General features: G+C 70.8%; 21 protein-coding genes. 6 read left to right on the top strand and 15 right to left on the bottom strand.

The window, feature by feature from the left end; all coding sequences use genetic code 11:
- Positions 1 to 19: 19 nt before the first annotated feature.
- Positions 20 to 1,165 carry a glycoside hydrolase family 6 protein gene (locus OHN74_RS06670; protein ID WP_327700019.1) on the bottom strand — a complete coding sequence of 382 codons (1,146 nt, stop codon included), beginning with the start codon at positions 1,163 to 1,165 and terminating at the stop codon, positions 20 to 22.
- Positions 1,166 to 1,340: 175 nt separating this feature from the next.
- Here OHN74_RS06670 and OHN74_RS06675 point away from each other — a divergent pair, with 175 nt between their 5' ends.
- Both OHN74_RS06675 and OHN74_RS06680 read left to right on the top strand, forming a co-directional pair.
- Positions 1,341 to 2,015, top strand: a complete 675-nt coding sequence (locus OHN74_RS06675) for a DUF5995 family protein (protein ID WP_327693609.1) — start codon at positions 1,341 to 1,343, stop codon at positions 2,013 to 2,015.
- A 90-nt stretch (positions 2,016 to 2,105) separates the two neighbouring features.
- Positions 2,106 to 3,035: an LLM class F420-dependent oxidoreductase gene (locus OHN74_RS06680; protein ID WP_327693610.1), complete on the top strand. Its 930-nt coding sequence runs from the start codon at positions 2,106 to 2,108 to the stop codon at positions 3,033 to 3,035.
- A 16-nt stretch (positions 3,036 to 3,051) separates the two neighbouring features.
- Here OHN74_RS06680 and OHN74_RS06685 read toward each other — a convergent pair whose 3' ends face one another.
- The 7 genes from OHN74_RS06685 to OHN74_RS06715 all read right to left on the bottom strand — a co-directional run bounded on the left by OHN74_RS06685 (position 3,052) and on the right by OHN74_RS06715 (position 11,442).
- Positions 3,052 to 4,749: a flavin monoamine oxidase family protein gene (locus OHN74_RS06685; protein ID WP_327693611.1), complete on the bottom strand. Its 1,698-nt coding sequence runs from the start codon at positions 4,747 to 4,749 to the stop codon at positions 3,052 to 3,054.
- Between the two features lie 61 nt (positions 4,750 to 4,810).
- Positions 4,811 to 5,599, bottom strand: a complete 789-nt coding sequence (locus OHN74_RS06690; RefSeq protein ID WP_327693612.1) for a carbon-nitrogen hydrolase family protein — start codon at positions 5,597 to 5,599, stop codon at positions 4,811 to 4,813.
- 382 nt (positions 5,600 to 5,981) lie between these two features.
- The gene (locus OHN74_RS06695; protein ID WP_327700020.1) at positions 5,982 to 7,457 is read right to left on the bottom strand and encodes an HAD-IA family hydrolase; all 1,476 of its coding nucleotides are present in this window, start codon (positions 7,455 to 7,457) and stop codon (positions 5,982 to 5,984) included.
- A 67-nt stretch (positions 7,458 to 7,524) separates the two neighbouring features.
- Positions 7,525 to 8,583: an ABC transporter ATP-binding protein gene (locus OHN74_RS06700; protein WP_327693613.1), complete on the bottom strand. Its 1,059-nt coding sequence runs from the start codon at positions 8,581 to 8,583 to the stop codon at positions 7,525 to 7,527.
- A 5-nt stretch (positions 8,584 to 8,588) separates the two neighbouring features.
- Positions 8,589 to 9,404 (bottom strand): ABC transporter permease, encoded by an 816-nt coding sequence (locus tag OHN74_RS06705; RefSeq protein ID WP_327693614.1) that lies wholly within the window; start codon positions 9,402 to 9,404, stop codon positions 8,589 to 8,591.
- Positions 9,392 to 10,288, bottom strand: a complete 897-nt coding sequence (locus tag OHN74_RS06710) for an ABC transporter permease (RefSeq protein WP_327693615.1) — start codon at positions 10,286 to 10,288, stop codon at positions 9,392 to 9,394. The genes OHN74_RS06705 and OHN74_RS06710 overlap by 13 nt, the downstream gene beginning before the upstream one ends.
- A complete protein-coding gene (locus OHN74_RS06715; protein WP_327700021.1) occupies positions 10,285 to 11,442 on the bottom strand; it encodes an ABC transporter substrate-binding protein in 1,158 nt (385 codons plus the stop codon). The genes OHN74_RS06710 and OHN74_RS06715 overlap by 4 nt, the downstream gene beginning before the upstream one ends.
- A gap of 212 nt (positions 11,443 to 11,654) precedes the next feature.
- On the opposite strand from OHN74_RS06715, the gene OHN74_RS06720 reads away from it, so the two are divergent.
- A complete protein-coding gene (locus OHN74_RS06720; RefSeq protein WP_327693616.1) occupies positions 11,655 to 12,395 on the top strand; it encodes a GntR family transcriptional regulator in 741 nt (246 codons plus the stop codon).
- A gap of 130 nt (positions 12,396 to 12,525) precedes the next feature.
- Here the strand turns inward: OHN74_RS06720 and OHN74_RS06725 are convergent, their stop codons facing one another.
- The 3 genes from OHN74_RS06725 to OHN74_RS06735 form a co-directional block, all read right to left on the bottom strand.
- Positions 12,526 to 12,978 (bottom strand): Lrp/AsnC family transcriptional regulator, encoded by a 453-nt coding sequence (locus tag OHN74_RS06725; RefSeq protein WP_327693617.1) that lies wholly within the window; start codon positions 12,976 to 12,978, stop codon positions 12,526 to 12,528.
- Positions 12,979 to 12,985: 7 nt separating this feature from the next.
- Complete coding sequence (locus tag OHN74_RS06730; protein ID WP_327700022.1) at positions 12,986 to 14,428, bottom strand: GuaB1 family IMP dehydrogenase-related protein; 1,443 nt, start codon at positions 14,426 to 14,428, stop codon at positions 12,986 to 12,988.
- Positions 14,429 to 14,626: 198 nt separating this feature from the next.
- Positions 14,627 to 15,043 (bottom strand): barstar family protein, encoded by a 417-nt coding sequence (locus tag OHN74_RS06735; RefSeq protein WP_327693618.1) that lies wholly within the window; start codon positions 15,041 to 15,043, stop codon positions 14,627 to 14,629.
- A 216-nt stretch (positions 15,044 to 15,259) separates the two neighbouring features.
- Here OHN74_RS06735 and OHN74_RS06740 point away from each other — a divergent pair, with 216 nt between their 5' ends.
- Complete coding sequence (locus OHN74_RS06740) at positions 15,260 to 17,506, top strand: MMPL family transporter (protein ID WP_327693619.1); 2,247 nt, start codon at positions 15,260 to 15,262, stop codon at positions 17,504 to 17,506.
- Positions 17,507 to 17,593: 87 nt separating this feature from the next.
- Here OHN74_RS06740 and OHN74_RS06745 read toward each other — a convergent pair whose 3' ends face one another.
- Together OHN74_RS06745 and rpe are read right to left on the bottom strand one after the other, a co-directional pair.
- The gene (locus OHN74_RS06745; protein WP_327693620.1) at positions 17,594 to 18,586 is read right to left on the bottom strand and encodes a sugar-binding transcriptional regulator; all 993 of its coding nucleotides are present in this window, start codon (positions 18,584 to 18,586) and stop codon (positions 17,594 to 17,596) included.
- Positions 18,587 to 18,732: 146 nt separating this feature from the next.
- Positions 18,733 to 19,419 (bottom strand): ribulose-phosphate 3-epimerase, encoded by a 687-nt coding sequence (gene rpe / locus OHN74_RS06750; protein ID WP_327693621.1) that lies wholly within the window; start codon positions 19,417 to 19,419, stop codon positions 18,733 to 18,735.
- Between the two features lie 134 nt (positions 19,420 to 19,553).
- Between rpe and OHN74_RS06755 the strand changes: the two genes are divergently transcribed.
- On the top strand, positions 19,554 to 21,698 hold the full coding sequence (locus tag OHN74_RS06755; protein WP_327693622.1) for an MMPL family transporter: 2,145 nt from the start codon (positions 19,554 to 19,556) through the stop codon (positions 21,696 to 21,698).
- Here the strand turns inward: OHN74_RS06755 and OHN74_RS06760 are convergent.
- Entirely contained in the window at positions 21,679 to 23,097 is a 1,419-nt protein-coding gene (locus OHN74_RS06760; protein ID WP_327693623.1) for an RsmB/NOP family class I SAM-dependent RNA methyltransferase, read from the bottom strand. The genes OHN74_RS06755 and OHN74_RS06760 overlap by 20 nt on opposite strands.
- A gap of 107 nt (positions 23,098 to 23,204) precedes the next feature.
- Positions 23,205 to 24,137: a methionyl-tRNA formyltransferase gene (gene fmt / locus OHN74_RS06765; RefSeq protein ID WP_327693624.1), complete on the bottom strand. Its 933-nt coding sequence runs from the start codon at positions 24,135 to 24,137 to the stop codon at positions 23,205 to 23,207.
- A 202-nt stretch (positions 24,138 to 24,339) separates the two neighbouring features.
- On the opposite strand from fmt, the gene OHN74_RS06770 reads away from it, so the two are divergent.
- Complete coding sequence (locus OHN74_RS06770) at positions 24,340 to 24,900, top strand: hypothetical protein (protein ID WP_327693625.1); 561 nt, start codon at positions 24,340 to 24,342, stop codon at positions 24,898 to 24,900.
- Positions 24,901 to 25,000: the final 100 nt, after the last annotated feature.

Here is a 25,000-nt window from a genome sequence, read left to right on the forward strand (position 1 = left end):
GAATCACCCTCCGGTCGGCTTACCGCGCCAGGTCGTAGGCGTACGACGCGGTGAACGTGCCGGGGGTGCCCTTGCAGCCGTCCGACTCCCCCGGCAGCTTGACCCACAGATAGGCGTCGATCCGCGCCTCGCCGGTGTTGGTGGTCGGCGCCCGGCCGAGTTTCCGGCCCGCCGGGTCGCACCACTCGCCGTCGGCCGGGGCGCCGTTGCCGTTGCGGCTGGTGTCGATCACGGCACCCAGGCCGGCGGGGCCGCCGAGGGCGTCGAGGACCTGTCGGTCGTAGGAGATCTCGTCGTCCGTGCGGTGGAAGTTGGAGACGTTGCTGAAGACGCCGTCGGAGGAGGCGGCCGAGGCGGCGCCCGCCTGACGGAGCAGGGTCGCCTGCTTGGCGGGGGCGTTCCAGCCGGAGTGGCCCGCGTCGTAGTAGACGCGGGCGTTGGGGTCGGCGGCCTTCAGGACGCGGCCCGCGCGGGCCAGCGAGGCGAAGCGGGCGGTGCGCTGAGCGGTGGAGAGACAGTCGGACAGGGCGACCGAGTCGGGCTCCAGGACGACGATGACCTCGTCGGAGCCGAGGCCCGCCGCGAACGCGTCGATCCAGTCGTCGTACGCGTCGAGGCCGGGCGCGCCGCCCTGGGAGGCGCCGCCGCAGTCGCGGTCCGGAACGGCGTACGGCACAAGCACCGGGACCCGGCCGGCGACCGCCGCGCCCGCGGTGACCGCGCGGACCCGGGCGGTGATCGTCGACGGCGAGAAGTCGGCGAACCAGACCGCCGCCGGGCGGTCGGCGATCTCCGCCTCGATGACGGGGCGGCGCGGATCGTCGCGGTGGGTGCCGACCCAGTCGAGGACCTGGGAGTCCGGGTAGCGGTAGAGGCGGGCGGACGCCTGGGCGGGCGCCTGCTTCGCCTCGGGCCCGGGCTTCGGCGCCGTGGGCGAGGGCGTGCGGCTCGGTTCCTTCGCCTTCGTCGTTCGGGCGGACGGGGAGGGCGACTTCGAGGCGCTCGGTGTGGGCGGGGCCGACGTCACGGCCGGCAGCGGGGCGAGCAGGGGTGAGCTGGTCGCCTCGGGCCTGGCCTCGTCGGCACCGCCACCGCCGGTGTCGAGCGCGGAGAGCAGCCCGGTGGCGGTGCCGACGGCGACCACGACCGAGGCGGCGGCGACCATGACGGAACGCCGGGCGGCGCGCCTGCGTTCGGCCCGGCGCGCGGCCAGGCGGTGGGCGCGCAAGCCTGACACGTACAGCTCCTCTTCCTCTGCCGCGGCGGGCGCGTTCCCCCGTTCTGGGGAAGCGTCCGGCCCGGCGGCACGTGCGCCAGCCTAGGACTGGGACCCTGCCCTCATGGTGCAATTGGAACAGTTCACCACTTCTGTCGACCACGTCCTCTCCCGTATGCGCGCGCTGGAGGCACATCTGCCGCCGCGCGACGGGCTGGCGGTCTTCAACCGCGTCTACCTCGCCGTCACGGAGGCCTTCGACCGGCGTCTGGAGGCCGGCGCGTTCCCCGACGCCGAGGCCGCGATCACTTTGGACGTACGGTTCGCCGAGCGGTATCTACGGGTGGCAGAGGACGACCACGCGCCGGCCTGCTGGCGCCCGTTGCTCCAGTTCCGCCACCATCCCGGCGTACGACCGCTGCAGTTCGCGCTCGCGGGCATCAATGCGCACATCGGGCACGACCTGGCGCTCGCCGTCCTGGACGCCTGTCGTACGCTCGACTGCGAACCGGCCGATCTGGAGGACGAGTTCGAGCGCGTGGGTGATCTACTCGTCTCGCTGGAGGAACGCATCCGCGAAGAGCTGATGCCGGGCCCCGACCTGCTCCAGATCGCCGATCCGCTCACCCACCTGCTCGGCGCGTGGAGCATGGAGCGGGCCCGGGCCGCCACCTGGTCGGCGGCCCGCACGCTGTGGGCGCTGCGCCGGCTGCCCGATGTCACCGAGGAGTTCACCGACCGCCTCGACGCGGCGGTCGGCTTCGCGAGCCGCATGCTCCTCACGCCACTGCCGGACTGATCCGGCCAACTCCCGCGCACGGCCCCCGCCATAGCTAGATGAACGTTGTACGTTCGATGGCCAGAGCATCTCTTGCGAAGGAGCACGAGTATGGCCGTCCGTCTGGGTCTGGGTCTTCCGCAGTCACGGCAGTACGAGATCGGACGGGACGTGCCGGACGTGGCACGCGCGGCCGAGCAGATCGGCTACGAGAGTTTGTGGGTGTTCGAACGCGCCCTGTATCCGGAACCGGCGACCCAGGGCCTGTACGGCATGGAGGGCGTCCCCTGGCCCGACGCGTACCGCGGTCTCGCCGACCCGCTGGTGACGCTGACGCTGGCCTCCGCGGCCACCGAGCGCGCCCGCCTCGGCACCAGCGTGCTGGTCGCCCCGCTGCACGGCCCCTTCCAACTGGCCCGCACGCTCGGCACGTTGGACGCGGCGAGCGGCGGCCGGGTGGTGGCGGGCCTGGGCACCGGCTGGTCCCTCGACGAGTACGCCGCCGCGGGGGTGGCCCCGTTCGCCGAGCGCGGCCGGGTCCTGGACGAGATCCTCGACGTGTGCCGGGCGGTCTGGGGCCCGGACCCGGTCCAGTACGAGGGCAGCCTGACGAAGATCGCATCGTCCGTCGTCGGCCCCAAGCCCGCCCGGCCTATACCGATATTCCTGCCCGCCTTCAGCAAGAAGTCCCTGACCCGCCTCGTCGAACGCGGCGACGGCTGGAACCCGATCGCCATGGGCGCCGAGCAACTCGCCACCCAGTGGCGGCAGGTGCAGGACTTCGCCGCCGAGAAGGGCCGCACGAGGCCGATCGAAACGGCGGTGCGGGTGAACCCCTCCTACACGGCGAAGGCGTACGACGGTGCCGACCGCCGGCCCTTCCAGGGCAGCGTCGACCAGATCGTGACGGACCTGGCCGCCCATGCCGAGATCGGCCTCGACGAGTTCTTCTTCGACTTCGGCGACGCCCCGAGGGACGCCGGCGAACTCAAGGAGCTGGCCGCCGAGTTGTACGAGGCGGCTCGGGCGGCCGGGATCTGACCGACCCCGACCGCCTCTAATCCTCGGGGAGTTCGACGGGCGCGATCTCGTCGTACACGTCACCGGGGCCCGGGTTGGTCGGGTCAGTGGTCCCACCGAAGTGGTGCATGACGCCCCAGACCGCGTTCAGCGCGGTCTGGACGGCGCCCTCGGCCCAGCCCGCCGTCCAGGAGATGTCGTCGCCGGCGAGGAAGATGCCCCGCTTGTCGGCGGGCAGCCGGTCCTGCATGAAGTGCGTGAACAGGCGCCGCTGGTAACGGTAGTGACCGGGCAGGTTGGCCTTGAACGCGCCCATGAAGTACGGCTCGTTCTCCCAGGAGACGGTGACCGGGTTGCCGATGACGTGCTTCCGGATGTCGACCTTCGGATAGATCTCGCCGAGCGATTTCAGCATGACCTCCATCCGCTCGTTCGCGGACAGCGGCAGCCACTTGAGGCTGTCGTCGCACCACGTGTACGAGAGGCAGATGACAGCGGGCCTGTCCGGACCGTCGTCGAGGAGGTAGGTCCCGCGCGTCATACGGTCGGTGAGGGTCATCGACATGACGTCCCGGCCCGTGCTCTCGTCCTTGTCGAGCCAGAACGGCCGGTCGACGGGCACGAAGAGCTTGCTGGACTCCATGTAGTGGGTGCGCTCGATGGCGGTCCAGTGGTCGATCGGGAAGAGCGAGTCGTCGCAGGCGATCTTCGAGAGCAGCATCCAGGACTGGGCGGTGAAGACGGCCGCCGGGTACGTACGGATGTCGCCGCCCGCGTCGGTGACGGTGATCCGGTTGCCGGCGGTGCGGTGGAGACGGGTCACGGCCGGGCGCGGTACGCCGTTCACGTGCAGGGACGCGAGGGAGGTCCCGTACGGCCAGTGGAGGATCTTCCCGGGCTCGCGTTCCCAGAGCCGCAGCGGCAGTTGCTGGCTGCCGCCCACGATGCCCCGGTGGTGGTCGTCGGCCTCGGTGTAGACGACCCGCAGGATCTCCAGGATCGAGTTGGGGAAGTCGGTGTCCCAGCCGCCCGTCCCGAAGCCGACCTGGCCGAATATCTCGCGGTGCCGGAACGACTTGAAGGCCTCGGAGTCGCAGAGGAAGCCGTAGAAGGTCTGGTTGTCGAGCTTCTCGACGAGCCGTGCCCAGATCTCGCGGATGCGCGGGATGTCGCGCTCGCGCAGGGCCCGGTTCATGTCGGAGAAGTCCGCGCCCTCTTCGAGGCACGTGTTCCAGGCCTCGGCGACATCACGGTAGACCTGCGGCAGATCGCCGACCGTCTCGGCGTAGTGCGACTCGCCCTTGAGGTCGACGACCGTCGAAGGTGTGCATTCCGCGAGGGGGTTGGGGAACGGCCTGGTCTCCAGGTCCACCAGGTCGATGTAGTGCTGGAGGGCGGTCGAGGAGGGCGGGAAGCGCATCGCGCCCATCTCTGCGGTGAGGGAGGGGTCGCAGCCGTCGAACCCGACGGTCCGCAGCCGCCCGCCGATCCGATCGGCCTCGTACACCACGGGCTTGAGGCCCATCTTCATCAGCTCGTACGCGGCGATGATCCCCGACAGCCCGCCGCCGATGACGGCGACCTCGGTACCGTGCTCGGTCGCGGGCACCTGCCCCAGGCCGGCCGGATGGGCGAGGAAGTCGTCGTAGGCGTAGGGGAAGTCCGGCCCGAACATGGTGATCGGCGGCTGCTGCGCGTCGGTGTGCTGGACGGCGGTGGGCACCGTGGACGTCATGGGGTACGGACTCCTTGCGGGGTGAAGCAGGTGAAGGGGGTACGGAAAAAACGGGGGAGGCTCAGCCGAGGGAGCCGTACAGGCCGGGACGCCGGTCCTGGAGGTACGGGTTCGCCTCGCGGGAGGCGGCGAGGAGAACGGGGTCGACGTCGGCGAGGAGGAGTTCCTCGCCGCGGCCGGCCCGGGTGCGGGCGACTCCGTCGGGACCGGCGAGCGTGGAGAGCCCGACGAATTCGAACTCCCCTTCCTGGCCTACCCGGTTGACGTAGGCGACGTACAGCTGGTTCTCGAAGGCCCGCACCGGGACGACAGACTCGGCGACGAACTGGAAGGGGTGCATCTGCGCCGTCGGGACCAGGAGGAGGTCGGTGCCCGCGAGGGCGTGGGCGCGGACGTTCTCCGGGAACTCGACGTCGTAACAGATCATCAGGCCGATCCGGAGACCGTCGAGTTCGGCCTGTACGACGGACTGCTCGCCCGGCGTGAAGTGGTCGCGTTCGAAGCAGCCGAAGAGGTGGGTCTTGCGGTAGTTGGCGAGCCGGTCACCGTCGGCGGAGACGAGCTGCGCGGAGTTGAAGACCTGGTCGCCGGCCCGCTCGGGGTAGCCGTAGGCGATGGCGAGACCGTGTCGGCCGGCGATCTCGGCGACCGCGTCGGCGGAGTCCCCGTCGGCGGGCTCGGCGAGGTGGCCGATGCCGTCGCCGATCGCGTACCCGGTGAGGAACATCTCCGGCGCGGCCAGCAGCGCGGCGCCCGCGGCGGCGGCCCGGCCCGCGGCCTCGTCGAGCACCTTGAGGTTCTCGACGAGGGAACCGGGGCGGCCGGAGCTCTGGAGCAGGGCGGTGCGCATGCGGGGTCCTTGCAGGGGCTTAAGGGGGGTTGAGGGCCAGATAGACGGTACGGGGGGTGGGCACGGCGGTACAAGGAGCAGCTGTTGCGCGCTGACAGGCGAATCGTTGCGTGAAGCGGGGGCGAGGCGACGATTCGTTGTTCCGCCCCCGCCGCCCCTACCCGTCCCATCCTCGGGGGCTGCGCCCCCGAACCCCCGCTCCGGCCCTGAACGGGCCTTGTCCTCAAACGCCGGACGGGCTGGGGGTGCCGGCCGGGGCTTGATCTTTCAGCCCGTCCGGCGTTTGAGGACGAGCGCCTTCAGCGCGAAAGGGGGGTCTGGGGGCGCAGCCCCCAGTAACGAGATGGGACGGGTAGGGGCGGCGGGGGGCGAGGAAAAACCTCTACCGGAGCCCGAACGTGGTCAGTACCGCCGCGTGGTCCGAAGGCCAGACATTGCCGGCCACCTCGGGCCACGCATGCACCGCCCCGCTCACCACCACCCGGGAATCCAGCACCCTCAACCCCCTCCCCCCGTACAGCACGAAGTCGATCCGGTCCTGCGGCTCGGGCCGGCCACTCCCGTCCTCGTGCTCGACGTGGATCGGCGACCAGGTGTGACCGGGCTCCCGGACCGGGTCCGGATGCACCTCCCGGTACGAGTCCCGCAGCCCCGCCTCCTGCGCCGCCTTCGTCACCGGCCACTCCACCCCGGGCCAGTCCAGATGCGACGGCGTGTTGAAGTCCCCGACGAGCACGACGGGCACGACCCGGGTGGAGGCGGCGTCCGCGGCCGCAGCTCCGGTCCGCCGCAGGATCTCCCGCATCCGCTCCAGCCGCCCCGCCTCCTTGCCGATCACCTCATCCGCCGGAAGCCCGTTGAAGTGGACCTCGTAAGGCCCGTACGGCGCGCAGTCGAGGTGGGCGCTCCAGACGTCGACCTCCTGCCCCGCGTCCAGCCGGACGCGTACCCCGGTCGCCCCGTAGAAGCCGACGTCCGGGTCACCGTGGTGCGCGGTGATCGGATACCGGCTGATGACACCCAGGTTCGGGCCCGCCTGGTGGTGGTACCAGCCGAGCGCCTCCGCCAGTTCCCGGGCGGAGGTGCCGGCGGTCTCCTGAAGACCGACGACGTCGGCGCCCGTCTCGGCGATGACCTTGAGCTGCTTCGCACGGTGGTCGTCGATCTTCGTACCGCCCAGCCACAGGTTCCAGCTCATCACCCGGAGCTGTCGCTCGGGGGTGACCATGGCGTCGAGCCGCGCCACGGTGACCCCGGCCAGGCTGGTCAGCACCGTCCGGCCGGGCGCCGCCTCGATCGGCGCGAGTGAGGGAACGGCGAGCACCGCGCAGCCGGCCGCCTCGGCCGAGGTGACGCCGGTCTCGGTGTCCTCGACGGCCACGCAGGCGGCCGGGTCGACGCCCAGGGCGTGGCAGGCGGCGAGGTACGGATCGGGGGCGGGCTTGGTGTGTTCGGTGTCGTCGGCGGTGACGGAGACCGCGAAACGGGAGGCGCCGAGCGCTTTGAGTACGGTGTCGGCGACAGCCCTGGGGGAGGCGGTGACCAGGGCGGTGGGTATGCCGGCCTCGGCGAGCGCGTCGAGCAGGTCGAGGGCGCCGGGGCGGGGCACGATGCCGGTGCGGACGCGCACCGCGAACTCGCGGTGCAGTTCGGCGGCGAGGCGGCCGGGCTCCGCCCCCGTGGCGGCGGCCAGCCAGTCGGCGGTGTGCTCGACCGGCCGACCGAGCACATCGGGCTGGTCCGCCTCGGTCAGCGGTCTCCCGGCGACCTGTTCCACCGCCTCCCACCACAGCCGCTCGGTGTCGACGAGCGTGCCGTCCATGTCGAACAGGGCTGCCTGGAGCTGGAGTTGTGGCAGGCCGGAGGTGTCGGAGGTACGGGGGATGTGGGGGGTCACGTTTCTCTCTCTCGCAAATTCTTGTTCACTACGGGCGGTTGGCGCGCTCTGCCACCAGCACCGGCCGCTCCGGCAACGACACGTGTACCGCCGTTCCCGCGCCCAGCGTGACGGCCTCGTGCGCGGGCAGGTCGGCCTTCACCTCCGTGCCGTCCACGAGCCTTACGGTGATCCGGGTGACCGCGCCGAGGAAGGCCGTGGCCACCACCCGCGCGTCACCCCCCGCGTCGGCGCCGACCCGCACCGCCTCGGGCCGGACCAGTACGTCGACCTCGGCGGTGGCCGGCGCCTCACCGTCGACCGGGAGCCGCTGCCCGAGCACCTCGACCGAGCCTGCGTCCAGCCGCCCCGGAATCCGGCTCATCGTGCCGACGAACTCGGCGACGAAGGCGGTGGCGGGCCGGCCGTACAACTCGGCGGGGGCGGCGCACTGTTCGAGTCGCCCGGAGTGCATCACGGCGACCCGGTCGGCCATGGACAGAGCCTCCTCCTGATCGTGCGTCACGAACAGGGTGGTGATGCCGAGTTCCTGTTGCAGCCGCCGGATCTCCTCGCGCAGGTTCAGCCGCACCTTGGCGTCGAGCGCCGACAGCGGCTCGTCGAGGAGCAGTACACGCGGACGCAGGGCGAGTGCGCGGGCCAGTGCGACGCGCTGCTGCTGGCCGCCGGAGAGCTGGTGCGGAAACTGCTCGCCCTTGTCGGCGAGGCCCACGAGGTCGAGCAACTCGGCGGCTCGGGCGCGCCGTTCGGACGTACGCACCTTGCGCATCCGCAGCCCGAAGGCCACGTTGTCGAGGGCACTGAGGTGCGGGAAGAGGCTGTACGACTGGAAGACCATGCCGGCGTCCCGACGGTGGGCCGGGACCTGGGTGACATCCTCACCGTCCACCAACACCTCACCGGCGTCGGGGTGTTCGAACCCGGCGAGCATGCGCAGCGCTGTGGTCTTGCCGCAGCCGGAGGGACCGAGCAGCGCGAGCAGCTCCCCCGGCCGCACGGCGAGGTCGAGTCCGTCGAGGGCGACGGTCGGGCCGAACTCCCGGCGCAGGCCCCGGAATTCGACAGTGGCTGCCTTGTCGAGCGTCATGTGGATCATCCCTTGGCGGCGACGGTTCGGGAACGCCCGCCGAGCCCGGCGAGCGCGAGGAGGAGGGCCCAGGTGACGAGCAGGCTGAGCACGGAGACGGCGACGGACAGCTGGGCCTGCGAGCCACCGACGCTGTAGATCCACACGGCGAACGGCTGGAAGCCGAGCAACTGGGCCACCGTGAACTCGCCCAGTACCAGGGCCAGCGTGAGGAAGGATGCGTTGAGCAGCGCCCCGCGCAGATTGGGCAGCACGGCCGTCACCAGCGCCTGCGCCGGGCTCGCACCGCAGCTGCGGGCGGCCTCGACCAGCGTGCGGACGTCGATCGCGCGCAGCCCGGCGTCCAGTGCCCGATGGACGAAGGGCAGCGCCATCACGACGTACGCGAGGACGAGGACGACGGGGAAGTCGGGGTTCTGGATGGCGACGAAGGTCTGGAACAGGGGCGTACGGGAGAGGTGTTCGGGACCCCACTTGAGGACCGTCGAGATCCCGGCGACGAACGCGATCGGCGGGACCACCAGCGGCAGCGAGCAGATCACCTCGACGACCGGACGCAGCCGGGGTGCGCCGAGCCGCAGGGCGACCATCGCGGGCACCATCAGCAGCAGGACCACGGCGATGGTGGCGGCGGCCAGTTCGAGGGAGAGCACCAGACCGGGCAGGAAGCCGTCGGCGCCGACGATCTGGCCGTACGCGTCGAAGGTGACGCCCTCGCCCGGTACGTCGACCGTGAAGATCACGGAGGCGGCGAGCGGGACGATGAAGTAGACCGCGGCGCCGATCAGGACGACCCCGCGCCACAGGTTCAGGCGAGCCATCGCGCGCTCCTCCGTTGCAGGGGCAGGTACACGGCCATGACCAGGCCCGCGACAAGGACCATGTCGAGGCTGAGGGCGAGCGCCACGTTCTCCTGGCCGACCAGCACGTTGCCGGAGATGGCGTCGGCGATCTGGAGAGTAACCAGCGGGACCGAACTGCCCACCATGGCCGCGGCGGTGGCGTACGCGGCGAAGGCGCTGCCGAAGAGGAGCACGAACCCGCCGAGCAGTGAGGGCAGCAGCACGGGCAGGGCGACGTGCTGCCAGTACTGGACGTTGGTGGCCCCGTTGTTCCGCGCGGCCTCGCGCCACTGGGACCGCAGGCCGTCGAGCGCGGGCGTGATCGTGAGGACCATCAGCGGGATCAGGAAGTAGAGGTAGACGATCACCAGTCCCCAGAAGCTGTAGAGGCTCCAGCCCTTGTCCGTCAGCCCCAAGTGCCGGGTCAGCACACCGGAGTTGCCGAGGGTGGCGACGAAGGCGAAGGCCAGCGGCACTCCGCCGAAGTTGGCGAGGACCCCGGAGGCGGTGAGCACGGCCTCGCGCAACGCCCGGAACCGCGAGGACACCACGGCCTGGGCGAGCAGCAGTCCGAGGACGGTCGCGATGAGCGCCGACACCGCCGACAGCTTGACGCTGCCGAGCAGGGCGGTGAGATACGCGCCCTGGAGGGAGTCGGTCAGATTGGCTGTGGTGTACGAACTGGCGCCGGTGGCCTGGTTCTTGACGGTGAAGGCGCCGTTCAGCATGGCCAGGGCGGGCACCCCGAAGGCGACCGCCACGAAGGCGAGCAGCGGCAGTACGGCGAGCCAGCCGGGGGCGCGGCGCCGCCGCTTCACTGAAGCGGCGGGCGCCACGTCGACCCGGGTGAGGGTGGCGGTCATCCGGAGACGGCCTTGCCCCAGCCCTGGGCCAGCACGGTCTTGGCCTTGCTCTGCTGGGCCTCGGTCGGGAAGGACGGCGTGCCGGAGACCTTGGGCAGCTTGGCTGCGGCTGCCTTGTCGAGGGTGCCGGCCTTCTCCATGGCGGTCATCAGGGCCGGCCGGGCGTACCCCTTGAGCCAGAGGTTCTGCCCCTCGGCGCTGTAGAGGTACTCCTGCCACAGCCGGGCGGCGGCCGGGTGCGGGGCGTCCTTGTTGATGGCCTGGGAGTAGAACTGGGAGAACTCGCCGTCGCCGGGCACGGACACCGTCCAGTCGACGCCCTTGGACTTGAACTCGTCGGCGTAACCGGCGTTGAGGTAGTCCCAGTCGATGCTGATGGGCGTCTCGCCCTTCTCGACGGTGGCCGGGGTCGACTCGACGGGCGTGTAGTTGCCGTTCTTCTTCAGCTTGGCGAAGAAGTCGAGGCCGGGCTGGATGTCGTCGAAGGATCCGCCACTGGCGAGCGAGGCCGCCCAGACGCCGGCGAAGGCCGAGCCGGACTTGGTGGGGTTGCCGTTGAGGGCGACCTGCCCCTTGTACTGGGGCTTCAGCAGATCGGCGAAGGAGGTGGGACAGGTCTTCACGCGCTTGGCGTCGCACCCGATGGAGATGTAGCCGCCGTAGTCGTTGAACCAGCGCCCCTCCGGGTCCTTCTGCCCCTCGGGGATGTCGGCGAAGGAGGCGACCTTGTAGGGCGCGAGCAGCCCCTGCTGAGCGGCGCTCAGCGCGAACGAACTGCCCAGGTCGAGGACGTCCGGTGCCCGGTCCTGCCCCTTGCGGGAGGTGACGGCGTTGATCTCGTCCTGACTCGCCCCGTCGGGGTTCTCGACCTCGATCTTGATGCCGTACTTCTTCTGGAAACCGTCGATCAGGGCGCCGTAGTTGGCCCAGTCGCGCGGCAGCGCGATGGCGTGGAGCGTGCCCTCCTTCTTGGCGGCGGTGACCAGCTTGGCCAGGCCGCCGAAGTCGGCGGCGGAGGTCGCGGTGGCCGCGCTCCTGCCGTTCGCGGTGGTCGACGTGTCGTCGGGGGCCGCGCCGCAGGCGCTCAGGGCGAGCGCGGCGACGACGGCGAGGGCGCCGCCGCGGACGGCTGTTCTCGGCAGGGTCACGATCACGGTCTCTCCAGGGGTGCGCACGAGGGTTGAGGTAGTGCGGAGAACTTGTCTGAACAAGTTGGCTTCAGTAGGACTTCCGCTGGTATCACGCCCGTAAACACTGGCGAAACACTGACCACTGATTCCCTGCACATTTCCGGCGCGCCTGGACCGGTCGCAGATGTCGATTAGGCTGGTCACGCTGTGCACAGCGACAAACCCAGAGGGGAAGCATGACGGCGCGACACGAGGAGATCGCCGACGAGCTGCGCCGGGCGATCGACCGCGAGCAGTACACGGTCGGCAGCCGTCTGCCTCCGGAAACCGAACTCGCCGCCCACTACGGCGTGGCCCGCGGTACGGTCCGCCAGGCGGTGGCGGCCCTGACGGCCGAGGGCCTGATCGGCTCCCGCCAGGGCGCCCGCCGGGTGGTCCTGGCCAGCCGCCGCAGCCAGACCTTCGAGGAACTGCGCAGCTTCGCCCAGTGGGCCCGCGCCATGGGCCGCGAGGCGACGGGCCAGGTGGTGCACCAGGAGTACCGCCGGGCGACGACGGAGGACGCGATCCGCCTCCAACTCCGCGAGAAGACCAAGGTGTTGCACGTCCTGCGCGTGCGCGGCCTGGACGGCGAACCGGTCCTCCTGGAGCGCACGGTCTACGCCGACTGGATCGCCCCGTCCGTGGAACCCATCGAACCGGACTGTCCCTCGGTCACCCAGCGCCTCTTCGAGGACACGGGCCTGGTCTTCGCATACGGCGAACACGTCATCGACGCCGTGGCGGCCGGCGCCCAGGACGCCGAACTCCTCGACATCCGCCGCACCAGCCCTCTCCTGCGCGTCCGCCGCGTCACGACGACGAGGGAGGGCCGCCCGGTCGAATGGTCCGACGACCGCTACCGGGGCGACGCGGTGAGCTTCAGCGTCCACAACTCGATAGCGAGCAACGCCCTCGCGAGAAAGACAGCCGAATAGGCGGTGACTTGCAAACAGGGCTTTGGGCACTGCCGCCAAGGGGCGCGGGGCTATGACATTTGCGGCTCCGCCGCGTGGGCGCGACAAGCCACAACGAACCCGCACCCGCCAACGAACCCGCAAGAACCACCTACGTAGGCGACCCGGCAGAAAACCTCCGCAGCAACGGCGACAGCACCAGCACGGACTTGGTCCGCTCGACGAACGGCTCCCCGGCGATCCGCTCAAGGACCCGCTCGAAGTGCCGCATGTCAGAGGCGAAGACCTGCACCACCGCATCCGCCTCCCCCGTCACCGTGGACGCGGCCACCACCTCCTGATACCGCTCCAGCCCCCGCTGGATCGTCTCCGGCGAGGTGTTCCGCCGGCAGTAGATCTCGACGAACCCCTCCGTCTCCCACCCCAGCGCCGCCGGATCCACCCGCACGGTGAACCCGGTGATCGCCCCGCTCTCCCGCAACCGGTCCACCCGCCGCTTCACGGCCGGCGCGGACAGCCCGACCAACTGCCCGATGTCCGCGTAGGAGCGACGCGCGTCCTCGGCGAGGGCGTGCACGATACGTTCGTCGAGATCGTTCAGCACCGTCGGCTCAGCTCCAGCTGGCGTGGAGCGGCTTGCCCTCCGCGTACCCGGCGGCGCTCTGGACTCCGACGATGGCCTTCTGGGCGAACTCCGCGAGGGAGTTGGCTCCGGCGTAGGTACAGGAGGAGCGGACTCCCGCGATGATCGAGTCGATCAGGTCCTCCACGCCCGGACGGGCCGGGTCGAGGAACATCCGGGACGTGGAGATGCCCTCCTCGAACAGCGCCTTGCGGGCCCGGTCGTACGCCGACTCCTCCGACGTACGGTTGCGCACCGCACGCGCCGAAGCCATGCCGAACGACTCCTTGTAGAGGTGCCCGGCGGCGTCCTGCTGAAGGTCGCCCGGGGACTCGTACGTCCCCGCGAACCAGGAGCCGACCATCACGTTGGACGCACCGGCGGCCAGCGCCATCGCCACGTCGCGGGGATGGCGCACCCCGCCGTCCGCCCACACGTGCTTGCCGTACTTCTTCGCCTCGGCCGCGCACTCCATGACCGCCGAGAACTGCGGCCGGCCCACGCCCGTCATCATGCGGGTGGTGCACATGGCGCCCGGTCCGACGCCGACCTTGATGATGTCGGCGCCCGCCTCGATGAGGTCCTTGACGCCCTCGGCGGCGACGATGTTGCCCGCGGCGATCGGGACGCGCGGGTCGAGGTCGCGGACCAGCTTGATCGCGCTGAGCATCGACTCCTGGTGACCGTGCGCGGTGTCGATGACGAGCGTGTCGACGCCCGCGTCGAGCAGTTGCTGCGCCTTTCCGGCCACATCGCCGTTGATGCCGACGGCGGCGGCGATACGCAGCTTCCCGTTCACATCCGTGGCCGGTGTGTAGAGGGTCGCACGCAGGGCGCCCTTGCGGGTGAGGATGCCCGCGAGCCTGCCCTCGGCGTCGACGGCGGGCGCGTACCGGCGGTTGGCGCCGTCCAGGCGGTTGAAGGCCTCGCGCGGGTCGATGTCGGCGTCGAGGAGCAGCAGGTCCTTCGACATGACCTCGGAGAGCTGGGTGAAACGGTCCACACCGGTCAGGTCGGCGTCGGTGACCACACCGACCGGCCGCTGCTCGGCGTCGACGACCACACCCGCGTTGTGCGCCCGCTTGGGCAGCAGGGCGAGGGCGTCGGCGACGGTCTGGTGAGGGGCGAGCATGATCGGTGTGTCGAGCACGAGGTGGCGGCTCTTCACCCAGGTGACGACGTCGGTGACGACCTCGATCGGGATGTCCTGCGGGATGACGACGAGCCCGCCGCGCCGCGCGACCGTCTCGGCCATCCGGCGGCCCGCGATGGCCGTCATGTTGGCGACGACCAACGGGATCGTGGTGCCCGTACCGTCCGGGGAGCTGAGGTCCACGGCCTGCCGGGAGCCCACGGCGGAACGGCTCGGGACCATGAAGACGTCGTCGTACGTCAGGTCGTACGGAGGCTGGATGTCGTTGAGGAAACGCACGTGCTGCACATCCCGGTCGATCAGAGGTGGCCCCCGGACAGGACAGCCAGGGGGAAGAGCACGTACCTCATTGTCCCATGCCGCTGACCTGAAATCGCCTGGTCGGATCGTCCAGACGGATCGCGGGACGACTCGTGGCATCCTCCGACGGACCGCCACCGCCTCGACGCCGTACGACGGCACACGACGGCACAGGCTTCAGGCGAGCACCATCACCACCGCCAGCCCCGTCTCCGTCTCCCGCCAGCTCGCGGCGGCGTCGGCGAAGATCTCCTGGAGCGTGTTCCACTCCTCGGGCCGGGCCGCCGCGTACGCCTGCCAGTTGCGGACGAGCAGGAGCCTGCCTCGGCTCGCGGGCCACCACTGCAGATCGCCGAGACAGTCCGCCAGGGCGTCCCAGTTCGAGCCGAAGTGGTCCGGGAAGCGCATCGCGGTGGCACAGGCCGTCATCAGCCCGGCCTTGTCCGACACATCGGCGAGGTCGAGGTCGGCGCTCTCCCAGCCCGCCTCGCGGGCGGCTTCGAGCGCGCGCTCGTACGGCAGCGCGGCGGGCCAGGACAGGACACCGGCGGGCGCGCGGCCGGCGAACACCGGAGCGAGCGGGTGGTCGGTCATCTCAGCACCACCGTGAGGAGTCGCGAAGGGTCGAAGTGATCATCGCTGTAGTAGATCCCACCGCCCGACCCATGACAACGAGGACCCGGGCGGGAAACCGGGCGAAAACCTGCACGAGAACCTGCACGAGAACCTGGACGACAGCCTGCCAACAGGACACGTCGATCGGCTGGTCGTTCAATGAAGATGACCGGCAGTCTCCGGTGGGAGCCGCGCATGTCATCGTCGACAGCAACACCAGCACCTGCATCGGGGGAACGCAAGGACTCGCGTGGGAGACTGCGCCGGCTGGGCGAGTGGTGTGCCCGGCACTTCGTGATCGTCATCGTGGCCTGGCTGATCGCGCTCGCCGCGCTCCAGGTACTCAACCGTTCCTTCGGCGGTGACTACTCCGACAACTTCTCCCTGCCCGGCGTCCAGTCGCAGCAGGGCCTCGACGTACTGAAGAAACACGATCCGGCGGCCGGCGGCTACGGCAGCCAGATCGTGCTGCGGGACTCGGCCAAGCCCCTCACCTCCATGTCCACGCAGATGTCCCAGACCGTCGCCGACCTGCAGAAACTCCCGCATGTCCTGTCCGTCCAGAACCCGCTGCCACCGCCGGGATCCCAGCCCGCCGGCAAGCAGACCGTCGGCCCGCTCGCCGGCGACGCGAAGACCGGCTACATCACCGTTCGGTTCGACGTCCAGCCGTCCACCCTCGACGACGACTATCTCGACGGCGTCGACGACTCCGTGAAGCCGCTGCGGACGGCCGGTGTGCAGGTCGAGTACGGGGGACCACTGGGCGAGCTGGCCCGGCCCGCCGCCGACGACCGGGTCAGCGAGCTGATCGGGTTCGCGGTGGCGATCGTCGTCCTGCTGGTCGGCTTCGGCAGCGTCCTCGCCGCCGGCATCCCCCTGCTGACCGCGCTGATCAGCGTGATCGGCGGACTGGCCTCCCTCGGGCTGCTCGCGGCGGCGTTCACCTTCGCCACGGTCTCCCCCACACTGGCCACCATGATCGGCCTCGGCGTGGGCATCGACTACGCGCTGTTCCTGATCACCCGGCACCGGCAGAACCTGATGAACGGCGACGATCCGGTACGGGCGGCAGGCCGGGCCACCGCCACCAGCGGAAGGGCCGTCCTGGTCTCCGGGTGCACGGTGATCGTCGCGCTGGCGGGGCTGTCCGTCTCCGGGGTCGCCTTCATCGGCAAACTGGGGGTGGCCGCCGCCGTGACGGTGGTCTCCGCGGTCGTGGGCGCTCTCACGCTGGTCCCTGCCCTGCTGGGGCTCATCGGCCACCGTATCGACCGCTACCGGGTACGCCGCCCGGTCGCCGAGGCCGGCTCCGACGATGCCGAGGGACACGGCGCCTGGCACCGCTACGCACAGCGCGTCGAGCGGCGCCCCTGGTGGTTCCTGGCCGGCGGGGTCCTGGTGGTTCTGGTGCTGGCGATCCCGGTGGCGTCCATCCAGCTCGGCCACATCGGGGACGGCGCCGATCCGAAGTCGTTCACGGACCGGCGGGCGTACGACATCATGGCGCAGTCCTTCGGACCCGGCTCCAACGGCCCGCTGACCGTCGTCATCGACCAGACCAAGGTGCCCTCCGACCAGCGCTCCGCCCTCGCCTCGAAGGCGTCCAAGGCGCTGACGGACGTATCGGGCGCCGCGACCGCCACCCCGCTCACCGCGACGAAGGACGGCGACGTCCTGATCGGCACGGTCTACTCCAAGGCGGCTCCGCAGAGCGAAACGACCACCGACCTGACGAACCGCCTGGTCGACGACACCCTGCCCGAAGCAGTCTCCGGAACGGCCGCGCACGGCTATGTGACCGGCACGACCGCCGCCCAGGTCGACTTCCGGGACATCGTCGCGAGCCGCCTCCCGCTGATCATCGGCGTGGTCGTCGCCCTCGCCTTCCTGATCATCCTGGCCGTCTTCCGAGGCCTGCTGGTGGCGCTGAAGGCCGCCGTGCTCAACGTCCTGTCGATCGCGGCCTCGTACGGCGTCGTCGTGGCCGTCTTCCAGTGGGGCTGGGGCGGGCCCGCACTGGGTGTGACGGGCAAGGTGCCCATCGAGAGCTACGTACCGATGATGATGTTCGCGATCATCTTCGGGCTCAGCATGGACTACGAGATCTTCCTGCTCTCCCGTGTCCACGAGGCCTGGCTGCGCACCGGCGACGCACGGGCGTCCGTGGCCCATGCCCTGGAGATCACCGCCCGGGTGATCACCTGCGCGGCCCTGATCATGGTCAGCGTCTTCGCCGCGTTCGTCGTGAGCGACAACGTGGTGGTGAAGATGCTCGGCCTGGGACTCGCCGTCAGCGTGCTCATCGACGCGACGGTCGTACGGCTGCTGCTGGTGCCGGCGGTCATGACGCTGCTGGGTGCCCGCGCCTGGTGGACACCCCGCCGGCTCGACCGGATCCTGCCGCGCCTGGACCCGGAGGGCGACGAGCACGACCGATGACCCCATCCCCCTGTACGCGGCGATCGAACAGAGCGGTGCCCGGGCCCCGAAAGGGAACCCGGGCACCGCCCGCGACTTCACAACCCGTCAGATCCCGTCCGGGTCCGCCCTGTTGAGTGCCGGCTTCGGCGTCGGGCCCGCCGTCATCAGGTAGTCCGCGGCCGAGGTGTCCGTGACCAGGCTGGTGACCAGCCCGGACCGCAGCACCGCGTCGATCGCCGCGGCCTTGCGCTGCCCGCCCGCGATCGCGACGACCTCGGGGACCCGGCGGAGCTGGTCCGTCTTGACGGTGATGCACCGCTCACCGAGGTCACGTCCGACCCGGCGCCCTTCGCTGTCGAAGAGGTGCGCGGACATCTCGGCGGCGACACCCAGGGACGCGTAGTGGCCGCGTTCCTCGTCGCTGAGCATGTCGTGCACCGTCGAGATACCGGCCTCCCAGGAGCCGATGGAGACGCAGGCGACGGTCACCTTGTCGAAGTACTCGAAGGCCCGCGCGATCCCGGTCTGGTTGCGCAGCGCGGCGGCGGTGGCCGCGTCGGGCAGCAGCATCGGGGCGTAGATGGGGTGGGCGTCCCCGCCCGACACCTGGGCGGCGCGGCGAACCGCCTCGACCGAACCGCGCTCGGCGGTTCCGGCGTCGTACACCCCCGTCAACTGGACCACCGTGCAGGGCGGCAGCCGGTCGAGGGCAGCCGCCATGTGGATGGTGGACCGGCCCCACGCGAGACCCAGCACATCGCCTTCGTTGACCAGCTCGCCGAGCAGGTCGGCGGCCACTTCACCGAGGTTCTCGGGATCGGGTGACTCCTCGGCGGCCTCGGCCGGGGACTCGACCACGACCGCGTGCCTGAGGCCGTACCGGGCACGCAGCGCGTCCGAGCGCTCGGCGTCCAGTTCGGCCGGGACACGGATCTCGATCCGCACCAGATCCCGTTCGAGAGCGGTCTCCAGGACCCTGGCCACCTTGAAGCGGCTGACGCCGAACTCCTCGGCGATCTGGATCTTGGACTTGCCCTCCAGGTAGAAGCGGCGGGCCATGGCCGCCGCCTGCACCAGCTCAGCGGGTCCCATCCGCATGGCTGACCGGCCAGCCGACATACCCGACACGGCGATCTCCTCACTGCTTTTACATCGCTGCTGTTCACATTCTGGATTCGCCGTTCATCCTGTCAGATCCCGAGTACTTGATCTGCCCAGAAGTACGTCGTTCACGTTCCCTTGGCTCAGTGGCCGCACGCCCAGGACGCACCGGCGGTCGCCGTCTGCGCCTGGGTGCGCAGTGCACGTACCGCCTCGGCCGGGTCCGCGGCGCCGTAGACCGCCGATCCGGCGACGAAGACATCGGCGCCGGCCTCGGCACAGCGCTCGATGGTGGAGGCGGCGACGCCTCCGTCGACCTGGAGCCACAGTTCGAGGCCGTGCTTGCTGATCAACTCGCGGGTGCGGCGAATCTTGGGGAGCATGATGTCGAGAAACGCCTGGCCGCCGAAGCCCGGCTCGACCGTCATGATCAGCAGCATGTCGAGTTCGGGCAGCAGGTCCTCGTACGGCTCGATCGGGGTCGCGGGCTTGAGGGCCATGGAGGCCCGGGCGCCCTTCGCCCGGATCTCACGGGCGAGCCGCACCGGAGCGGCGGCTGCCTCCACATGGAAGGTGACGGAACCGGCACCCGCTTCCACGTACTGCGGAGCCCATCGATCGGGGTCCTCGATCATCAGGTGACAGTCCAGCGGGGTGTCCGTCGCCCGGGCCAGGGACTCTACGACCGGCACACCCAGCGTGAGGTTCGGTACGAAATGGTTGTCCATCACATCGACATGAAGCCAGTCGGCCCCTTCGACCGCCTTCGCCTCCTCGGCGAGTCGGGCGAAGTCTGCGGACAGGATACTGGGGTTGATCTGCGCGGCCATGCCCCAAGCCTGCCATGCCCTCCGGGGGTTGCGCGTGCGGGTCCGTTCTGGCAAGGGTGGTGCGCGGTCTGCGGGTCCGTCGTGGTTGCTCGCGCAGTTCCCCGCGCCCCTGGGCGGGATCAGCGGAGGTTGGTGTGAACGGGAACCGTGGGATTGCTCATCTCGTCTGTGGGCGGCGCTCCAAGTGGGTGGTGTTGGCTCTGTGGCTGGTGCTGCTCGTGTTTGTCGCGCCCTTCGCCCAGAAGCTCACGGACGCCCAGGACAACGACGCCGCCTCCTGGCTGCCGGGGTCCGCCGAGTCCACCCAGGTCCTCCATCTCTCCGAGGACTTCAGGCCCGAGCAGATCCCCGCGATCGTCGTCTACGCGCGCGGGAGCGGCCTCACGGCGGCGGACCGGGCCCGGATCACCGCGGGCGCCGCGCGGATCGAGCAGCTGAGCGACCACGGCATCCGGGGCTCCGAGACCCGGGGCCCGGTGTACGACCGGGCCTCCGATCCACGGGCCGCGCAGATCTTCGTACCCATCACGATGGACGAGAAGGGCTGGGAGCGGATCGCGCCCGCCGTCGACTCCATCCGGGCCGCCGCCGGTACCGGTGCGGCCGGGCTGGCCGTGCACATCACGGGTCCTGGCGGTACGTCGGCGGACTTCTCGGAGGCCTTCGAGGGCATCGACTCGACGCTGCTGCTCTCGGCGATGGGCGTCGTCATCGTGATGCTGCTGCTCACCTATCGCAGCCCCACCCTGATCCTTGTGCCCCTGCTGGGCGTGGTCGCTGCCCTGTTCACCGCGCAGGCACTGATCTACTTCCTCGCCGAACACGCGGGTCTGACGGTGAACGGACAGAGCGCCGGCATCCTCACCGTGCTGGTGTTCGGCGCGGGGACGGACTACGCCCTGCTCCTGGTCGCCCGCTACCGGGAGGAGCTGCGCCGCCACGAGGACCGCCACGAGGCGATGTCCCTGGCCCTGCACCGCGCGGGCCCCGCCGTCATCGCGTCGGGCGCGACGGTCGTGCTCGGCATGCTGGTGCTGGTGGCCGCCGAGATGAACTCGACCAGCGGCCTGGGCCCGGTGGCCGCGATCGGTGTGGCGGTGGCCCTGCTGGCCATGATCACCCTGTTCCCCGCCCTGCTGGTGATCTGCGGCCGCTGGATCTTCTGGCCGGTGATCCCGCACAACGACTCGCCCGACCCGACCGAGCGCGGCCTGTGGGCCCGGACGGGCCGAGGCATCGCGATCCGCCCGCGCATGATCTGGGGCATCACGGCGGCGGCTCTGATCGCATGCTCGTTCGGCCTGATGCAGCTGCGCGCCGAGGGGCTGAGCAACGCCGACGCGTTCACCGACAAGCCGGACTCGATCGTCGGCCAGGAGGTGTCCGCGCGCTACTTCCCGGCGGGCAGCGGTGACCCTCTCGTCGTCATCAGCAACCAGGCACAGGCCCAGGAGGTCGGCCGGGCGGTCGCGGAGACGCGTGGCGTGGTGCCGACATCCCTCGGTCTGCCGCCGGGCACGAAGTCCTCCCACGAGGGCAAGGTGCTGTTCGAGGCCACGATGAGCGCCCCGGCGGACAGCGAGGCCGCGAAACAGACCGTGGAGCGGGTCCGGGACGCCGTGCACGCGGTGCCGGACGCCGACGCCCAGGTGGGCGGCGGTACGGCCGCCATCCTGGACATGGACAAGGCGACGACGCACGACAACATGCTGATCATCCCGCTGGTCCTGGCGGTGGTTCTGCTGATCCTCTGCGCCCTGCTCCGGGCCCTGATCGCCCCGCTGCTGCTGATCGGCACGGTGGTGCTGTCCTTCGCGGCGGCCCTGGGTATCAGCGCCCTCGCCTTCCGCCACCTGTTCGACTATGCGGGCGAGTCGACGGACTTCCCGCTCTTCGTCTTCGTGTTCCTGGTGGCGCTGGGCATCGACTACAACATCTTCCTGACCACCCGGATCCGCGAGGAGGCGGCCCGTCAGGGCACCCGCAAGGGCGTGGTGACTGGCCTGTCGACGACCGGCGCGGTCATCACCTCGGCGGGCCTGGTCCTGGCCGGCACGTTCGCGGCCCTGGGCACGCTGCCCATGGTGGCGTTCGCGGAGATCGGCTTCGCGGTGGCCCTGGGCGTGGTCCTGGACACGTTCGTCGTCCGGTCGGTGCTGGTCCCGGCCCTGTTCCTGGACGTGGGCCCGAAGGTGTGGTGGCCGCACCGGCTGGCCAGGGAGGACGGCGGGGCAACGTCCCGGGAGTCCGCCCCGGAGGTCAACCGGTCCGGCGGATGAGAGCCAGATACATGGCGTCGGTCCCGTGCAGATGCGGCCACAGCTGTACGTCAGGACCGTCGCCGAGGTCGGTCACGCCCTCCAACAGCGGCCGGGCGTCGACGAGTTCGGTGTTCGGGTGCTGCTTGATCAGGTCGTCGACAACGGCCCGGGTCTCGGCGAGGTGCGGCGAGCAGGTGGCGTAGCCGACGATCCCGCCGACACGGACCGACTCCAGCGCGGTGGCCAGCAGCGCTCGCTGGAGCGGCGCGAAGCCCTCCAGGTCCTCGGGGCGTCTCCGCCAGCGCGCCTCGGGGCGCCTGCGCAGCGCCCCGAGCCCGGTGCACGGCACGTCCATCAGCACCCGGTCGAAACTGCCGGCCCGCCACGGCGGTCTGGTTCCGTCCCCCACAACGACCTGGTAGGGGCCCGGATTGCCGTTCAGTGCCTTCGCGACCAGACCGGCCCGGTGCGGCAGCTTCTCGGAGGCGAGCAGCAGCGCACCCCGCTCCGCGGCGAGGGCGGCGAGCAGCGCGGCCTTGCCGCCGGGCCCGGCACACCCGTCGAGCCAGGCCTTGTCGGGCCCGTCGAGCGGGGCGTTGGCCAGGGCGAGTGCGACGAGCTGGCTGCCCTCGTCCTGTACGCCCGCACGCCCGTCCCGTACGGCGTCGATGGCCCCGGGTTCGCCGCCCTCGGCGAGCCGCACGGCGTACGGCGACCAGCGCCCCGGCACCGCGGCCTCTTCCTGGAGCAGTTCCTCGGTGGTGGACCGCCCGGGCCGGGCGACCAGGGTGACCTCGGGCCGCTCGTTGTCGGCGGCGAGCAGCTCCTCGATCCCGGCGCGTCCGCCACCGAGGGAATCCCACAGCGCGGAAACGACCCACCGGGGATGCGAGTGCACCACGGCGAGGTGATCCTCGGGATCGTCGTCGTAGGGCGGCGCGACCCGCTCGATCCAGGCGTCGAGATCGTGCTGGGCGACCTTGCGGAGCACGGCGTTCACGAACTTGGCGCGCCCGTCGCCGAGCACGACCCTGGCCAGCTCGACCGAGGCGGACACGGCGGCGTGCGTGGGGATGCGCGTCCCGAGCAGCTGGTGCACGCCGAGGCTCAGCACATCGAGCACCGGCGGATCGACCTCGCGCAGCGGCCGGTCGACGCATTCGCCGATCACGGCGTCGTAGGTCCCCTGCCGACGCAGCGTCCCGTACACCAGCTCGGTCGCGAGAGCCGCGTCCCGCCCGTCGAAGTCCCCCTTCGCCCGGGCCGCCCGCAGGAGCGGCGGCAACACCAGATTGGCGTACGCGTCCCGCTCGTCCACGGCCCGCAGCGCCTCGAAGGCGAGGATACGGACGGGGTCCTTCTGGGGCCGACGGTAGGGCTTGCCGGGCTTGTGTGGCCGACGGGGCTGCTCGCTCACGAAAAAGGTGCTCCGGATACGGGAAAAGGGGTGCGGTTTCCAGCGTACGTCGTGTCGGGCGGGCCGGGATCTCGCGGTGCCGCGCTGGAACGGGCCGCGAGAACGGCTCAGCCGCCGAGCACCTCGCCGTCGGCGATCCGCACGCCGCGTGCCCAGTCGGCGGCACGCATCGGCTTCTTCCCCTGAGCCTGCACCCAGAGCAGCTCGACGGCGTACGACCCGGTGCCGACGTACACGTTGTTCTTGCCCACGGAGAGCACGCCGGGCGCGAGATCGGTGCGGTCGGGCACGGGCGTGACATGGATGAGCTTGAGCCGCTCGCCCCGGAACACGGTCCAGGCGCCGGGCGCGGGAGTGCACCCGCGCACGATCCGGTCGGCCCGGAGGGCGGGCACGGACCAGTCGACGTGCGCGTCCTCGACCGTGATCTTCGGCGCGAGCGTGATGCCCTCGGCGGGCTGCGGTACGGCCTTCAGGGTCCCGTCCTCGATGCCGTCCATGGTCGCGGCGAGCAGCCCGGAGCCGGCGAAGGCGAGCCGCGTCAGCAGGTCGCCGCTGGTGTCCGTGGGCCGGATCGTCTCGGTCACCGTGCCGTAGACGGGCCCGGAGTCGAGGCCCTCCTCGATGAGGAAGGTGGAGGCGCCGGTGATCTCGTCGCCGCCCATGATGGAGTGCTGCACGGGCGCGGCGCCACGCCAGGCGGGCAGCAGCGAGAAGTGCAGGTTGACCCAGCCGTGGGCGGGGATGTCGAGGGCGACGCGGGGCAGCAGGGCCCCGTACGCGACCACGGGACAGCAGTCGGGCCCGATCTCCCGCAGCCTCGCGAGGAACTCCTCGTCCCTGGGTTTGACAGGCTTCAGCACCTCGATCCCGGCCTCCTCGGCCCGCTGGGCCACGGGGCTGGCGACCAGCCTGCGTCCCCGCCCGGCAGGCGCGTCGGGCCGTGTGACGACGGCGACCACTTCATGCCGTCCCGACCCGATCAGGGCATCCAGAGCGGGAACGGCGACCTCAGGGGTACCAGCGAAGACAAGCCTCATGGGTGGGCGTGGGCCTCTCGGACGGGATTCTGCGGGCAGCGCACCAGTCTAGGACCGCACTCCAGGGGGCGTACGCATATGCCCCTACGCCCCCGCACCGTGACCACTCACGCAAAATCGCGTTGGTCAAGAAAGAGTTGACCACAACGGGCCGCACACCGCGCGGCCCTTCCTTTTCAACGCCGGTTCGAGAGGCTTGTTCATGGCCGACCACGCAACCCACGACGCCCAGGCTCGGGCCAGCCTGCACTTGCTGGTGCGGGACATCGAGCGGGTCCGCCGGCAGGTGGACGCACTGCGCACGCTCACCGCCCAGTTGGGCAACGTCTACCGCCCGCGACGCTCCGGCCCCTCCACGGGCTTCGTCGTCTACGGACGTGCCCCCGCGCCGACCGTCCGTCTCGCCCAGGAACTGCGGGACAGCGTCGAGACCCTGGTCACCGCCGCCGTGGACTTCGACCGCTCGCTCGGCTTCTCGTGGGACGCGGTGGGTTCCGCGCTCGGGGTCACCAAGCAGGCCGTCCACCGCCGATACGGTGCCCGCCGCGCCGCCGCCCAGGCAGCGGCCGACGCCGAGCGCGCCACGGAGACCTCGGCCGGCCGCACGGTCGGCGTCGGGACGGTCAGCGGCGCCGGCACCGTCATGCCCGCGGTGCCGACGGTCCCCGCGGCCCGTTCGATGCCGACCCAGCCGACAGCGGGCAGCCCGACCCTCCGCGACGAGGCGAGGCCCTCGGCCTTCCCCGGCCCACGCAACGGCTGACCCGAGCCGACGCCCGCCCCCACCCTCTGCCCTCCCGAACCACACCCGGGAGGGCAGAGTCATGCAACACCCCCAGGCCCAGCCACTTTCAGCCCGTCTG

Source organism: Streptomyces sp. NBC_00459 (assembly GCF_036013955.1).
Taxonomy (GTDB): domain Bacteria; phylum Actinomycetota; class Actinomycetes; order Streptomycetales; family Streptomycetaceae; genus Streptomyces.